General features: G+C 58.4%; 18 protein-coding genes, 1 tRNA gene and 1 pseudogene. 12 read left to right on the top strand and 8 right to left on the bottom strand.

The window, feature by feature from the left end; translation table 11 throughout:
• Nucleotides 1-49 precede the first annotated feature (49 nt).
• The 5 genes and pseudogenes from KGL31_12525 to KGL31_12505 all read left to right on the top strand — a co-directional run bounded on the left by KGL31_12525 (nt 50) and on the right by KGL31_12505 (nt 2,310).
• A complete protein-coding gene (locus tag KGL31_12525; GenBank protein ID MDE2322715.1) occupies nt 50-232 on the top strand; it encodes a hypothetical protein in 183 nt (60 codons plus the stop codon).
• Nucleotides 233-313: 81 nt separating this feature from the next.
• Entirely contained in the window at nt 314-709 is a 396-nt protein-coding gene (locus tag KGL31_12520) for a hypothetical protein (GenBank protein MDE2322714.1), read from the top strand.
• Between the two features lie 439 nt (nt 710-1,148).
• Complete coding sequence (locus KGL31_12515) at nt 1,149-1,439, top strand: DUF1330 domain-containing protein (GenBank protein MDE2322713.1); 291 nt, start codon at nt 1,149-1,151, stop codon at nt 1,437-1,439.
• Nucleotides 1,440-1,721: 282 nt separating this feature from the next.
• Nucleotides 1,722-1,903 (top strand): annotated as a pseudogene (locus KGL31_12510) (transposase).
• A gap of 170 nt (nt 1,904-2,073) precedes the next feature.
• Nucleotides 2,074-2,310, top strand: a complete 237-nt coding sequence (locus tag KGL31_12505) for a hypothetical protein (protein ID MDE2322712.1) — start codon at nt 2,074-2,076, stop codon at nt 2,308-2,310.
• A 195-nt stretch (nt 2,311-2,505) separates the two neighbouring features.
• On the opposite strand, the gene KGL31_12500 is transcribed toward KGL31_12505, so the two are convergent.
• Nucleotides 2,506-2,991, bottom strand: a complete 486-nt coding sequence (locus tag KGL31_12500) for a YXWGXW repeat-containing protein (GenBank protein MDE2322711.1) — start codon at nt 2,989-2,991, stop codon at nt 2,506-2,508.
• A 449-nt stretch (nt 2,992-3,440) separates the two neighbouring features.
• On the opposite strand from KGL31_12500, the gene KGL31_12495 reads away from it, so the two are divergent.
• On the top strand, nt 3,441-3,617 hold the full coding sequence (locus tag KGL31_12495) for a hypothetical protein (GenBank protein ID MDE2322710.1): 177 nt from the start codon (nt 3,441-3,443) through the stop codon (nt 3,615-3,617).
• Between the two features lie 26 nt (nt 3,618-3,643).
• Here the strand turns inward: KGL31_12495 and KGL31_12490 are convergent.
• From KGL31_12490 to mazG, 7 genes are all read right to left on the bottom strand, one after another.
• Nucleotides 3,644-3,719 (bottom strand) — tRNA-Ala (locus KGL31_12490).
• A gap of 168 nt (nt 3,720-3,887) precedes the next feature.
• Nucleotides 3,888-4,514 carry an orotate phosphoribosyltransferase gene (pyrE, locus tag KGL31_12485; protein MDE2322709.1) on the bottom strand — a complete coding sequence of 209 codons (627 nt, stop codon included), beginning with the start codon at nt 4,512-4,514 and terminating at the stop codon, nt 3,888-3,890.
• A gap of 39 nt (nt 4,515-4,553) precedes the next feature.
• Entirely contained in the window at nt 4,554-5,006 is a 453-nt protein-coding gene (gene msrA, locus KGL31_12480) for a peptide-methionine (S)-S-oxide reductase MsrA (GenBank protein MDE2322708.1), read from the bottom strand.
• Nucleotides 5,007-5,118: 112 nt separating this feature from the next.
• Nucleotides 5,119-5,400 carry a DUF427 domain-containing protein gene (locus KGL31_12475; protein ID MDE2322707.1) on the bottom strand — a complete coding sequence of 94 codons (282 nt, stop codon included), beginning with the start codon at nt 5,398-5,400 and terminating at the stop codon, nt 5,119-5,121.
• Nucleotides 5,397-6,215, bottom strand: coding sequence for a slipin family protein (locus KGL31_12470; GenBank protein MDE2322706.1), 819 nt, complete (start codon nt 6,213-6,215; stop codon nt 5,397-5,399). Before KGL31_12470 ends, KGL31_12475 begins: the two co-directional genes overlap by 4 nt.
• Nucleotides 6,212-7,570, bottom strand: coding sequence for a nodulation protein NfeD (locus tag KGL31_12465; protein ID MDE2322705.1), 1,359 nt, complete (start codon nt 7,568-7,570; stop codon nt 6,212-6,214). Before KGL31_12465 ends, KGL31_12470 begins: the two co-directional genes overlap by 4 nt.
• A gap of 33 nt (nt 7,571-7,603) precedes the next feature.
• Nucleotides 7,604-8,410 (bottom strand): nucleoside triphosphate pyrophosphohydrolase, encoded by an 807-nt coding sequence (gene mazG, locus KGL31_12460; protein MDE2322704.1) that lies wholly within the window; start codon nt 8,408-8,410, stop codon nt 7,604-7,606.
• A 175-nt stretch (nt 8,411-8,585) separates the two neighbouring features.
• Here mazG and KGL31_12455 point away from each other — a divergent pair, with 175 nt between their 5' ends.
• The 6 genes from KGL31_12455 (at nt 8,586) to KGL31_12430 (ending at nt 13,693) form a co-directional block, all read left to right on the top strand.
• Nucleotides 8,586-9,323: a ZIP family metal transporter gene (locus KGL31_12455; protein MDE2322703.1), complete on the top strand. Its 738-nt coding sequence runs from the start codon at nt 8,586-8,588 to the stop codon at nt 9,321-9,323.
• Nucleotides 9,324-9,435: 112 nt separating this feature from the next.
• Nucleotides 9,436-10,131: a lytic transglycosylase domain-containing protein gene (locus tag KGL31_12450; GenBank protein ID MDE2322702.1), complete on the top strand. Its 696-nt coding sequence runs from the start codon at nt 9,436-9,438 to the stop codon at nt 10,129-10,131.
• A 233-nt stretch (nt 10,132-10,364) separates the two neighbouring features.
• Entirely contained in the window at nt 10,365-10,865 is a 501-nt protein-coding gene (gene fae, locus KGL31_12445) for a formaldehyde-activating enzyme (protein MDE2322701.1), read from the top strand.
• Nucleotides 10,866-10,995: 130 nt separating this feature from the next.
• Entirely contained in the window at nt 10,996-11,880 is an 885-nt protein-coding gene (locus tag KGL31_12440; protein ID MDE2322700.1) for a methylenetetrahydromethanopterin dehydrogenase, read from the top strand.
• Between the two features lie 126 nt (nt 11,881-12,006).
• A complete protein-coding gene (locus KGL31_12435) occupies nt 12,007-12,345 on the top strand; it encodes a formylmethanofuran dehydrogenase (GenBank protein MDE2322699.1) in 339 nt (112 codons plus the stop codon).
• A complete protein-coding gene (locus tag KGL31_12430; protein ID MDE2322698.1) occupies nt 12,338-13,693 on the top strand; it encodes a formylmethanofuran dehydrogenase subunit B in 1,356 nt (451 codons plus the stop codon). The genes KGL31_12435 and KGL31_12430 overlap by 8 nt, the downstream gene beginning before the upstream one ends.
• Nucleotides 13,694-13,702 lie beyond the last annotated feature (9 nt).

Below are 13,702 nucleotides of genomic sequence, written 5' to 3'. Positions count from 1 at the left end.
ACGTTGACGGCGCGCGTTGGGACGAGCCCACTTCACAGGAGGAACACCCATGGCCATTACGGTCAAGCTCGAAGGCAAAAAGCTCATTATCACGGCAGACCTTGAAACGCCCACCCCAAGCGCAAGCGGAAAGACGCTCGTCGTCGCCAGCACACGCGGGAATATGAAGACGGATGTGCTGGTAGAAGGTAAGCCCGTCACCATCGGGCTGAATGCCTACATCGCGAAGTAACCGTCACCCGCGCAACCGACTCACCCGCATGGCAGCGTGGTGGATTAGTGCCCCCCTGCACCTTGAAGAAGGAGAGATCACATGGGAAAGTTGATGACGTCGATAATGACGGGAGTAGCGATGGTATTCGTCGCAGGGCTCTCTATCGGCTGGGCGCAGCAGCAGGCCACGGTTAAGCTCGTGTCGCCGAAGGATGGCGAAGCCATAGGTCCCAGCATGTTGATACAGTGGGAGTTCAAGGGGGCCGGGGATGTCAACCATATCCATCTCTACCTGGACGGGGCCAACCCGGGGCCGCCGTTTGGGACATCGATGGAACTCACGGGCCTGCCGAACGGCCGGCACTTCGTCAGGATCATCGGTGCGAATACGCGCCACCAAGAGGTCGGACCTGAGGCCAGCGCGACGGTGACTGTGCATGACGCGGCGGCGTCGACCACGCCACTGCCGGCCCCCAGGCGAAGCCGGGCGTACTAGCGGCGGGGCGTCGAGGGACGCGGGGACCGGCCGAGCCCTCCGAATCATGGGCACCTCGTGACTCTCCTGTTTTCAGAAAATCTCCGCCCCTTTCTCACGACCGCCTGGCGAAGATGAAGAACGTCCGTGAAGAGGGCTCTGCCAACCGGACCGTCCAGGAGTGGCGTGGCCACCACGATGGGAAGACACCCAGGATCTCCACCCACTACCCCCCCCTTGCCGCTAACACCCCCGTAACCACGCAGCAAAAGGCGCCCGGGGAGATCGGGGCCCCTGCCAGATTAGACGGCGAGCCCGTCGGCCCTAAACAGATTAGGCCGGTCTGCCTACTGGCAGTAAGGTAAATCATGGCCTATTGCTGAGGCCTCGAAAGACGCGCTGTTCGTAGTTTTTCTACAGCCTCGTGAGGCGCACAAATTAAAGGAGAAAGGAAAACATCATGTCAAAGGCCTATTGGGTCAGCGCATATCGTGCGGTAAAGGACCCTGACAAACTTGCGGCATACGCGAAGCTGGCCGGTCCCGCAATCACTGCCGGCGGAGGACGCATTCTTGCGCGTGGGGAGCCGGCGAAGGTGTACGAATACGGCGTGAAACAGCGCATCGTTCTGATCGAGTTCGATAGTGTCGAGCAGGCTGTTGCCACTCATGACAGTCCCGGTTACCAGGCCGCGCTGGCCGCTCTTGGCGACGGTGCCGAACGGGAAATTCGCATCGTCGTCGGCGTCTGAGTGTCGTCGGTCGCAATGCCTTATAAGGCCCTCCGAAAATAGAAAAGTAGGAACAGACACTATTATCGTGACAATTCGTGGTGTTCGCGGTCATGATCGTGCATGCCACGGATTACCAGAACCGTTGTATCTGGCCACTCGCATCATGTGCGGCAACGAGGGAATGATCGCCAGGCGGTCGTTCGGAACGACAGCGATTCGAATGCGCACAATGACAGAACGGCCACTGCGAAGAGAAGAGAGGAGTTCATCTGGGAGGTGCGAGGAGACCTGGTGCGCATGCGGGCCCATGTGCGAGCCGCCCTCTATATGGCTGCCCTGGCGGCCAGCCGCTGCAATCCGGTCATCAAGGCTTTCTACGCCAAGTTGCTGGCAGCAGGCAAGGCCAAGAAGGCGCCCTTACGGCCTGCATGCATAAGCTCCTGATCATCTTGAACGCCATGCTGAAGCATCGAACTCTGTGAAGCGAACATGTCGCTTGTACCCCTTGACAAGGAAGACAGTTGCTAAATCGGCTCACTTCGCTCACCTGATTTGGCCCACCCCTTACACGCACACCGGCTTATGATAGTCCGGGCCGAATGATTTGGAAGGGAGGCCGGGTGAGCAAAAAACGGTGGAGCTATTCGAGCAGATGAGGCGGGAATACGAGCATGGAGAGGGCGCGATCCTGGGGGTAGCGCGCAAGTTCGAGGTGTACCGGCGGATGGTACGACAGGCCTTGGCCGGCGCGCTGCCACCCGTGCGCAAGTACGTGCGGGACGCCTACGGCGAACACACGACCCTGTGGTGTCTCGCAGGGTGGGCCAAATCAGATGAGCGAAGTGGGCCAAATCAAGTTGTCAAACCCAATTTATTACTGATGCGATGATCCAAGAGTACATTGCCGAGCAAGAAGGGGAACCGATCCAGGACGACAGTCATTTTCAAATTAACGACCGTCCGAACCTACCGCCTTCCAGGCGGTAGTTGTTCAGTTCCTTTGGTACGGAACCATCAGGGCTGAATTGGCGCCGCCTCTGGGGTATCGATCGCAGTTCGGTGATCGGTTCGTTGCAATGGTGCCTCAGCGCCAGTGGCCAGGTATCCAGCGCCCGAAGCGACCCCAGTGTCCTGGTACCCAGTGACTCGCCGGGGGCTGGCCCGCCCAATGGCCAGGCACCCAGACGCCGGCCCGCCAGTGTCCTGGCACCCAACGCTCAGTTGCAGGTGCTCCGCTCCAATGGCCGGCGATCCACACTCCGGTCTGCCAGTGCCCGGACACCCACATGGCGCCGGCTGGGGCCGTTGGCACCGGCGCCCAGTGACCGGGGATCCAGCCCCGGGGTCCCCAGTGTCCTGGGATCCATTCTGTTGCAGGTGGCGGCGTGGGAATGGGGACCCATTGACTCTCCACCCATTCATACGGCCCATCCGAAGGGGGTGCTGGCGCCGGGACCCACGCTCCACGCACCTGAACCCACGCCTGACCCGCTGGAGGCGGGCCGGACGGCGGGTCGGCGACCGTCACCGCGCAACTGACCGTCACCAGCAATCCCAGGCTCAATAGCATGAGTCTCAGTGAAAGGGAAACAGCGAATACGGTACGTTTTCGACACCGATGACTGACTATCTGCGATATCGTGTCCACTATCTCCCTCCCAATGTTGAGATGCATCCTAGACGGTGGTTACCAGATCTTCTTCCTCGATGGTCGCTTGTCTAAGGCCCGGTCCCTTCCTCCCAATCGGCAGCCATTTACACAGGCCCACAACTCCGTCACGACACCCGGCGCGCATGGTCTCGTGGGTGGAGCCTTGCAGAGCTTTTATGATTTTTTCTCAGAAAAGTCAGCAATCGATTGTGAAACTGAGTAGGACGTAGAAAGAGGACTCTGACTCTTTGGATGAATGATGAATGTAGATAGATTCCAGTCCTCCTGTAGTAAAACATTATACTGCCCCCCCTGACGAGTAGACAGGGACTGTGACACGCCGGGGCGACCCAACAAGGAGGTGCCGGATGCCGGAGTCGGCCCGGACATTGAATCGCTGGATCCCTACCCGTAAGACTGCCATGGTCCTGGACTTGCTTTGCGATGGGGAGGTTGTGGAGCGGTTGGTTTCGGGAGCAATGGGCATCGCTACTGACATCGCCAATAAAGAAGCCGGCCACAGCATATCGGCCATGATCGGCTAACGTATGGAAATCTCAAGGAAAAGCGATGGTGGAGGGTAGGGGATTCGAACCCCTGGCCTCGGCGTTGCGAACGCCGCGCTCTCCCAACTGAGCTAACCCCCCATGAAGAGCAGCGTTTAGCGACCAACATAGTAGGGGCAGGGCTTGCCCTGCCAGAAGATGGGCGCAGCAAGCAGCGCCCCTGCGAATCGATAGAACTGAAGGCCTTCATAACTTAGCGGAAAGCGGTTGGTTTGTCCAGTAGCCTTTTTGGGTGGGGAATGAAGTGAGTTACCTCGCCTGGCCTGCAACCCGCATCAAATTCTCGATGGTGTAGATCGGCTCCAGCTCATACCCGTTTTTCAGCAACTCCTCGCGGCCGCCCTCCTGCCGGTCCACAAGCGCCAGCACCTTAACGATCTGAAAGCCCGCATGCAGCGCGCCATCGATCGCCTTGAGGGTCGAACCGCCGGTGGTGATGACATCTTCAATAATCACGACCCTTGCGCCCGGCCGCTCGAACCCCTCGACCCATTTCTGGGCTCCATGGCCCTTCGGTTCCTTTCGGACGCTGAAGGCCTGGACCGGTGTTCCTTGAAGTGCGCTGTGATAGGCGACGGCGCAGGCAATCGGGTCGGCGCCGAGGGTGAGACCTCCGACGGCGGCGATCTGTTTCCCGTCTCTTTGTTCAATAGCCTTGATTCGCTCGAAGAAGAGCCGGCCAAGGAGCGGCATCGCCTCCGACATGAACGTCGTTTGCTTGCAATTGATATAGTAGTGGCTCTTTCGGCCGGAGGCCAGGGTAAAGACCGGCTCGTTGCTGTGCTGGAAGGAGTGCTGAACCAGCAATCTCAGGAGCTTGTCCTCGCACGCCTTAAGCGGGGATTGGTCTCTTGGGGTATCCACGGGGGTGAGAATACACGAGGAAGGCGGGGTTGTCTAGATCGTACAGCGAGGCTAGGTCTGCTTCTCCAGGTATTTCTGGTGGTATTCCTCTGCCCGGTAAAAGGTCGAGGCCGGTGTAATCTCGGTTACGACCGGCTGTCGGTGCTTTCTGCTGAGTTCCAGCTTCTGTTTGGAGGTCAGCGCGGCAGCCTGCTGGTCGGCATCGTGAAAGAAGATCACGGACCGGTACTGCGCGCCGAGGTCCGGACCTTGACGATTCAAAGTGGTTGGGTCATGGATCGACCAGAAGATATCCAGAAGATTGTCGTAGGAGACCTTTGAAGGGTCATAGTCTACCTGGACAACCTCCGCATGGCCGGTCGTGCCCGAGCACACATCTCGGTACGACGGGTTCTCGAAGTAACCGCCCATATATCCGACTGTCGTTGAGACGACACCCGGCACCCGGCGAAACGCGGCTTCGACACCCCAGAAACACCCCGCCCCAAACGTAGCCTTCTTCATCGGTTAGAAAGTCCCCCTCACCCTGACCCTCTCCCCCTAGAGAGGGGGCGAGGGGAACGTAAAAAAAGAACTGCACCCCGCCCTGAACGGCGAGGGGTACCAAAATCTCCTCTTACTCGATGACCTGGACGCCTTTCCAGAACGCGACGCGATCGGCAATCTGTTTCGCGGCGTCCTTAGGCACAGGGTAGTACCACGCCGCGTCCGGATTCACTGCATCGCCGACGATCAGGTCGTAGTAGCTGGCTTCGCCCTTCCAGTGGCAGGTGCTATGGGTGGCGCTTTCGCGGAGACATTCGGATCGGACCGAGGCGCGGGGGAAGTAATGATTGCCCTCGACGACCACTGTATCGGTGCTCTCGGCGATAGTCACTCCCTTCCAGATGGCCTTCATGACTGAGTACTCTTTTTTTGGTCGTACAAGAAGATCTTCAAGATGTCGATCGGGATCGGGAAAACAATCGTGGAGTTCTTTTCTGTGGCGATCTCGGTGAGCGTCTGCAGGTATCGAAGCTGGATGGTGACAGATTCTGTGGCCAGGATCCTGCCCGCCTGCGCCAGTTTTTCGGAGGCTTGCAGCTCACCCTCGGCGTGGATGATCTTCGCCCGCTTCTCCCGCTCGGCCTCCGCCTGCTTGGCCATGGCCCGCTGCATCTCGTGCGGGAGGTCCACGAGCTTGATCTCCACCACGGTCACCTTGATCCCCCATGGATCGGTGTGCTGGTCGATAATCTGTTGAAGCCGCTGGTTGAGCCGGTCGCGTTCGGCCAGCAGCTCGTCCAGTTCCGACTGTCCCAGGACGCTCCTGAGGGTGGTTTGGGCGATCTGGGAGGTGGCGAAGAGGTAATTTTCGACCTGGACGATGGCGCGCTCCGGGTCGATCACCCGGAAGTAGATCACGGCGTTCACCTTGACCGACACATTATCCTTGGTGATGACGTCCTGGGAGGGAACGTCCATGGCCACCGTCCGCAGACTGACCTTCGTCATCCGATCGATCATCGGGATCAGGAGGATCAGGCCTGGTCCATTGCCGGTGCCGCCCACATTCACGATCGCCTTGGCGAGACGACCCAGACGGAAGATCACGGCCCGTTCGTATTCAGGGAGTATACGGACCGAGCTGGCAAGGATGAAAAGCGCCAGGATGAGGAGAAAGAGTATCGGGACTAAGCCGAAAACGGTCGAGAGAATCTGCACGGGATTCATGCCTGCCCTCCCTGTCGTTGTTGCGTTGACATGGCATCGGCTTCGACGGTCACTGCCTCATTGTCTTTGCTGACGAATAACATGAGCCCCTTCACCGCCCGGACCCGGACCTTGCTGCCGGGTTCAGCTCCCTCCTTGCATTGAGCCGACCAGAGCTCGCCTCCCACCAAGACGCTTCCCTCCGGTGTGAGCGGCGTCCTCACCGTTCCGATCTGCCCGATGAGGCCCTCCGCGCCGGTGGTGGTCTTTTGGCGCTGGGCCCTGAGGGCCATCGTGACGACGAAGATGAAGAACGCTGCCGTCACCGCTGTTGTCCCCAGAATCGCCGGCAGCGAGATCCGCATGAACGACTCCGGGCTCCTGATCAGCATCGTGGAGCCGAGGATCATGGCGATAATCCCGCCTACGGCAAGTATCCCGTGGGAGACGACCTTGACCTCGGCGATAAACAGAATGATCGCCAGCAGGATCAGGAGCAGTCCGGCGTAATTGATGGGCAGGGTCTGGAAGGCGTAAAAGGCCAGGATCAGGCAGATCCCCCCAAGGACACCGGGCAGGATGGCGCCCGGGGTCGAGAGCTCGAAATAGAGCCCGGCCATGCCCAACATGAGCAGCATGTACGCGATGGTCGGATCGGAGATTACCTTCAGGATCTTATCGCGCAGGCCCATCTCGAGCCGACTGACCTCGACCCCCTTGGTGTGGAGCGTAACCTTGTCGAGGGCCGTCGTGACCTCCCGGCCATCCAGCGCGACAAGCAGGTCATCCAGCTTGTCCGCCACGACGTCGATAATCTTAAGCTTCAGCGCCTCTTTCTCGGTCACCGAGACACTCTTACGGACGGCATCCTCGGCCCACTGGACATTCCGGCCGCGCTGCTCAGCGATAGTTCGGATATAAGCGGCCGCGTCGTTGGTGACTTTCTTGGTCATCTCTTTATCCATCTGGCCCCCCATATTGACCGGGTGGGCGGCACCGATATTGGTTCCCGGCGCCATGGCGGCGACGTGAGCGGCCAGGGTGATGAAGGCGCCGGCGGACGCGGCGCGGGCGCCCCTGGGCGAGACATAGACGATAATCGGGCGCTCGGCCGCCAGCATCTCCTTGATGATGGCGCGCATCGAGAGATCAAGGCCGCCAGGGGTGTCCAGCTCGATGACGAGGGCCTGGGCCACCTCGTGGTCGGTCTGTTTGATGGCGCGGATGATATAGTCGGCCGTACTGGGGGCGATCACCCCTTCGACCTGAATGGCCAGCACGGGCCTGGCGGTGGGCGCCGACCTCGAGTAGGTGGCGGCAGGCCACGCCAGCGCGATACCTATCAATATACACCAGATGACGAGTCGTTTAATCATGTGTGTACTCAAGTCATGGATGGCCAAAAAATGTCATGCGCCGGTGGAGCGGTTTTGACGCTTGGCGTGCTGCCATAGCCGCTCCATCTCCTCCAGGCCGATCTCTTTCATATGGCGACCATCCCGCTGTAGCGCCTTCTCCATAGACTGGAACCTGGTCGCGAATCGCGTGATGCTTTTGCGAAGCGCCTCCTCGGCGCTCAAGTTCAAAAATCTGGCGAGATTGACCAGGCTGAACAGCACGTCCCCCAGTTCTTGCTCAATCTCCTCCGGCGCAGCGGTCTTCATGGCCTCCCTGAGTTCGCCAAGCTCTTCTTCGATCTTTGCCGTGACTCCCGAGATCTCAGGCCAGTCAAATCCGACCCTTGCGGCCTTGTCCTGCAGCCGTTGAGCGCGGAGAAGGCCCGGCAGTTCTCTGGGAACACCGTCCAGGGCCGATACGGGGCTAGCGGCCGCAGTACTACGTTCCTTGCGCTTCAGCTCCTCCCACTGATCCAGGACCTCACGGGCCGTAGAGGCTGTGCCGCCGCCGAAGACATGGGGATGGCGGCGTACCATCTTGTCGGCTGTAGTCGCCAGAACCTGCCCTATGGTGAACTCTCGCCGCTCGGCCGCGACCTGGGCGTGAAAGACCACCTGAAAGAGCAGATCGCCGAGTTCTCCCATGATCTGCTTGGGGTCGCCCTCGTCGATCGCCTCCACCACTTCATAGGCTTCCTCGATCAGAAACGGCTTCAAGGTCTGCCGCGTCTGCTCCCGGTCCCATGGGCATCCATCATCTGCCCGGAGCCGCTCCATAATTCGCACTAACGCATCGAATTGCTCTCCGCTTGCGTCCATGTAGCCTCCTCAAAGCTGTAAACTGGCTGTTTTTTCTATTATAAGTATAATCTCCAGCAGCCTTCCAGGCAAAGCGAATCTCCCTGGGTAGCCAGGCACACCGACAAATGCTTTGACAAGGGGGCAACGACCAGCTACGTTACCATTTCACCAACTCTCCTCCGGGGTAACAATCATGGACTCTTTTTACATCGGCTTGATCTTTGGCTGCGCAGCCGCCGCGGCGAACGTGGCGGGCGGGCTCCTGGTCACGATCAAACAGCGATGGGACGAGGCGCTGCTCAAATACTTCATCGCCCTTGGAGCCGGTTTCATGCTCGGAGCGGCCTTCCTCGGCATGATTCCCGAAAGTATTCGTCTCACCGATCACGCCCCCCTGCTTATTCTGGCCGGCTATCTCCTGATCCATTTTGCTGAACATATACTGGCCTCGCATTTTCACTTCGGGGAGGAGACTCATACGGAGGTCGTCCTGGCGCCGTCGGTGAGCCTCTTTGCCCTCGCTGGGCTGTTGATCCACACCTTCTTCGACGGAGTGTCGATTGCGTCGGGTTTTCATGTCAGTGTGGGATTGGGATTTTTAATCTTTGTCGCGGTTGCTCTTCACAAGATCCCAGAGGGGTTCACGGTCGGCTCGATTATGCTGGCTGCGGGTAGGTCTCGCATGGTGGCGATGAGCTCATCGATTGGCATTGGTCTCTCGACCATAGTTGGCGCGATATGTGCATCTTATCTCCAGGGGCTGTTGGGATATCGGTTGGCGCTGTCTGCCGGGGTGATGATCTATGTGGCGGCGTCTGACCTGATGCCTGAGGTGAACCGCGAGAAGGGGATCCTGATGGCGCTCATGGTGTTTGTTGGCATTCTGCTGTTCTACCTGACCGAGCGGCTGCTCTCGAGTTTCGGCTTCTAAGGCAGAAGTTGGCGGATTCCGCTTGCATCCGGAGGCTGGGTTTGGTATACGGTAAAAATCATAGTTGCGGCCACGACTAGGAGGCGGTGTGAGAAAGAGTTGGCGGATTGCGATGGCGCTGGCGAGCCTCGTCCTGCTATCGGCAGGACCGGCGCGAGGGGAGATCTATTACCGAATCAACGAGGACGGGATCACTCACTTTACCAATACGCCGACAACACCGCAGCACAGGCTGCTCCAACCGGGAGTGTTGCCTTCCACCGCCCGACTTACCGGCGCGAACATGTCAGAACTGATCGACGCCCTCGCTGCTGAGTACGAGATTGATCCCGCCCTGATTCGAGCCGTGATTCAGGTGGAGTCGAACTTTAATCGCAAGGCCGTCTCGCGCAAGGGGGCGCAAGGGTTGATGCAACTCATGCCCGCCACCATCTGGCGCTTCTCAGTGGGTGATGCCTACGATCCTCACGAGAATATCGGGGCCGGCGTCCGCTACCTGCGCCAACTCCTGGACCTGTTCCAGGGGGATCTTACGCTGGCATTGGCCGCCTATAATGCCGGAGAGAACGCGGTCCTTCGGTACAGGGGCGTACCTCCCTATCAGGAGACTCGGGATTACGTAACCAAAGTCCTCGGCCTGTACCGACGCGGGCAACGGGAGCGTCAGAGGAATGGGGCAATCAAGGCGGTCACACAGGTAGTCGCTGCGCAATCGCCGGCCCCTGTACCGCCCTCGTCCATTTACAAGGCGGAGGCGTCCGATACGATCCTGTACTCCAATATCCCGCCTATCGTCCAATCGCCTTAGGCATGTGACGCGCGGTGTTTCCCTGCTGTTATGGTTCCGAGCTTACACCTCAGTAACGTCTGACTGTTGATCCCACCTTTACTTCAATATCTGAACTGAGATGTTGAGCGATAGAGGGAAAAAGCTTGACATGATGATCTGCTCAAATTAAATTATGAGCTTCGTGTCTGAGTAACGATAAATCGTTGTGAGCGGTAAACTTAACCGGTAAGGGTGAATAAGGAGAAGGAGGAATGTCGATGCGCGATATCATGGTTGGCGAGTCATTGGCGGGTGACGGCAACGAGGTGGCACATATTGACCTGATGATTGGTCCCAAGAGCGGTCCCGTCGGCGCCGTCTTCGCACAGCGTCTCGCTCAGCAGAGTGCGGGACACAGCGCCCTGTTGGCGGTCGTAGCGCCGAATTTGCTGGCGAAGCCTGCGACGGTGATGTTCAACAAGGTGACGATCAAGGGCGCGAAGCAGGCGGTCCAGATGTTCGGCCCAGCCCAGGCGGCTGTGGCGAAGGCAGTGGTGGATAGCGTTGCCGAAGGCGTGATCTCCGCCAAGGATGCTGAAGACCTGGCGGTCGTGGTCGGCGTCTTCATCCACTGGGAGGCCGATGACAATAAGAAGATCTACGACTACAACTATAAGGCGACCAAAGAGTCGATCGCGCGGGCCTTGGCAGAGCAGCCCTCAATGAGTGAGATCCTGGCGCAGAAGGATAAGGTCAAGCATCCATTCGCGTAGTCGGATCGATACGAGGCAGAATTAAAGAATACGATCATCTACATCGAAGGGGGCTGTCGGGCGAGCACTGAAGGCCTGATTGGCTTCTTGCCCGCCAGCCCCTTTGATTATTTCCACTGAGTGAGGGCCTATGACGACAGAGCGAAAGCACCTGCTCTATTTTTTGACGACGGAATCCCAACCGAGTCCATTTGACATCAACATGGCGTACGATGCGGGTTTCCACGCCGTAATTCCATATGGTAGTGTGACTGAGGAGTCGGCAGTCCTTCTGGTGCAGGATATCATCTTCTCCCGTGGGCCGAAAGGCGCCAAGTTTAGCGCGCTCTTTATCGGGGGTAACGACATAGAGTCGGCCGAGCGGGTCCGTGAGACCGCTGTGAAGAGCATGTTCCCCCCCTTCCAGGTGTCGATGATGATCGATCCCAAGGGGTCGTATACGACGGCTGTGGCGCTGGTTGCCAAGGCGGAGCAGGCGCTCGGCGGATTGCGCGGCAAACAGGTTGCCATCCCGGGCGGAACGGGCCCCGTGGGTACGGTTGCGGCGAGTCTCTGCGTGAAGCTGGGGGCCGAAGTGATTATCGGTTCCAGACAATTGAGTGCCGTCGAGCGTCTGGCCCAACGGCTATCAGCGCAGACGGGAGGCTCAGTCAAGGGCGCCGCAATGGCGACGGATGATGAGAAGATCTCGCATCTGCGTAGCGCTGATGTCATCCTGACGACCGGCAAGGCCGGCGTGCAGATGATTTCAGAGGCGGTTCTGAAAGCGCTCCCGTCGGGTAAGCTTGTGGCCGACGTCAATGCCGTTCCCCCGACCGGCATCTACAACCTGTCGCCGAATGATGATCTGAAAGAGATCGCGCCGGGTATCAAGGGAATCGGCGCGCTCGCCGTTGGGGTCCTGAAATATGATGTCGAGATCGAAATGCTCGAGACCATCCGAACCTCGGAGAAGTTCGTGGTTCTTGACGAGAATAAGGCTTTGGAGATTGCTCAGAGACGGCTCTTCGCCTGAGGCTTCATTGCGGGTGGCGCATATCGGCGCTTCAACTCTCACCTTCTCTGTTCAGGTGAACGTGTAGGTTCTGCTTGAATCGGTTCTGTGGTAAGATTTCACTATTAGGATAGGAGTGAGAATCAGGTGTCTGAAACACAGTTTATATTGATTACCGGTCGATCGACCAAGCAGGGAAGTTCAGCCCATCTAGGTAAGGAAGCCCAAGAGTACCGAGACGAGGTCTCGACCTTGCAGATGAACCTCAAGGATATTGAAGCGTTAGGGTTACAGGACGGGGTTCAGGCGCGGGTCAAATCGAACTACGGTTCGATCGTGGTCAAATTGAAAAAAACCGATATCCCGCAGGGGATCGTCTTTATTCCTTATGGAGAACTGAGTAACGCCCTGATCGGTCCGGATACCCAGGCTACAGGGATGCCGGATTCGAAGGGGATCACGGTGGAGGTTGAACGCCATGGCTGAGAGCGTTGCCGTGAAAGAACCGGCTGTGAAAGAACCGTATGTGATGACGGGCGTCGTGTGCCCCTTCTGCGGTGTGACGTGTGACGATCTTGAGGTCAAGGTCGAGAATGGGAAGATCGTAGAGGTTAAGAATGCCTGCGTCCTGGGTAAAGCCACCTTTCTCCATCACCTGGAGGGGTTGTCGACCCCGAGGATTCATGGAAAACCGGCGACGGTTGATGAGTGCATCGATGCGGCGGCAGAGATTCTCGCCAAGGCCAAGTACCCCCTCATCTATGGACTCGACTCGACCGAGCTGGGCGCGCAGCGGGCGTCGATCGAGCTGGCCGATCTGATCGGTGCGAATATCGACCATACCTCCTCGGTCTGTCACGCGCCGAGCTATCAGGCGGTGATGACCGTCGGCATCCCGACCTGCACGTCTGGAGAGACGAAGAACCGGGCCGATCTGGTGATCTTTTGGGGTTGTAATCCGGCCGAGGCTCACCCACGGCACGCCACTCGTTACTCGGTCACCGTCAAGGGGATGTTCACCCCCAAGGGTAAGAAGGACCGGATGGTCATTCATGTCGATGTCAGGCCGACGCCGACCACACGAATCGCCGACGCCTTTATCCAGATGAAACCGAACTCCGACTACGAGGTCATCTCTGCGCTCAGGGCGCTTGTGAGGGGCCACGAACTGCCGCAGGCCGAGGTTGGAGGCATACCAGTCGATGAGTTGAAAGCGCTTGTAGAGAAAATGAAGAGCGCCAAGTTCGGGATCATCTATTGGGGGATGGGTCTGACCCAGACCAGAGGAAAATACCTGAATCTTGTTGCGCTGCTCAAGCTCGCTCAAGATCTCAACCAGTTTACAAAGTTTTCGTGCGCGGCGATGAGGGGTCACGGGAATGTGGTGGGAATGGCACAGGTGCTGACATGGCAAACCGGCTTTCCGTTCCACGTCAACATGAGTCGCGGCTATCCCCGATTCAACCCCGGAGAATTTTCTGTAGTCGATATGTTGGCCCGTAAAGAGATCGATGCGTCGCTAGTGATCGCGGGTGACGCCATCGGGAACTTTCCCGGCAGTATGGGGGAGCATCTCAAATCAATCCCGCTGATTGCCATCGATCCTAAAGAGAGCGATACGACCAGAGTCGCCGACATCGTGATTCCGTCGGCGCAGGGCGCCATCGGTGCCGGAGGAATGGCGTACAGGATGGATCACATCCCCCTGTTGTTCAAAAAGGTGGTTGAGTCACCCTACCCATCGGATCGGGAGATCCTTGAGCGCATTATCGCAAAGATAAAGGCGATAAAGAGTCATAGCAATGCCGCTCCCGCCCCGGCCGGTAGAGGCTGAGGATAATCG

The sequence above is a fragment of the Candidatus Methylomirabilota bacterium genome (assembly GCA_028870115.1).
Taxonomy (GTDB): Bacteria; Methylomirabilota; Methylomirabilia; order Methylomirabilales; family Methylomirabilaceae; genus Methylomirabilis.
Note: the sequence above shows the minus strand (reverse complement) of the source record. Positions and strands in the feature narration are given on the sequence as shown.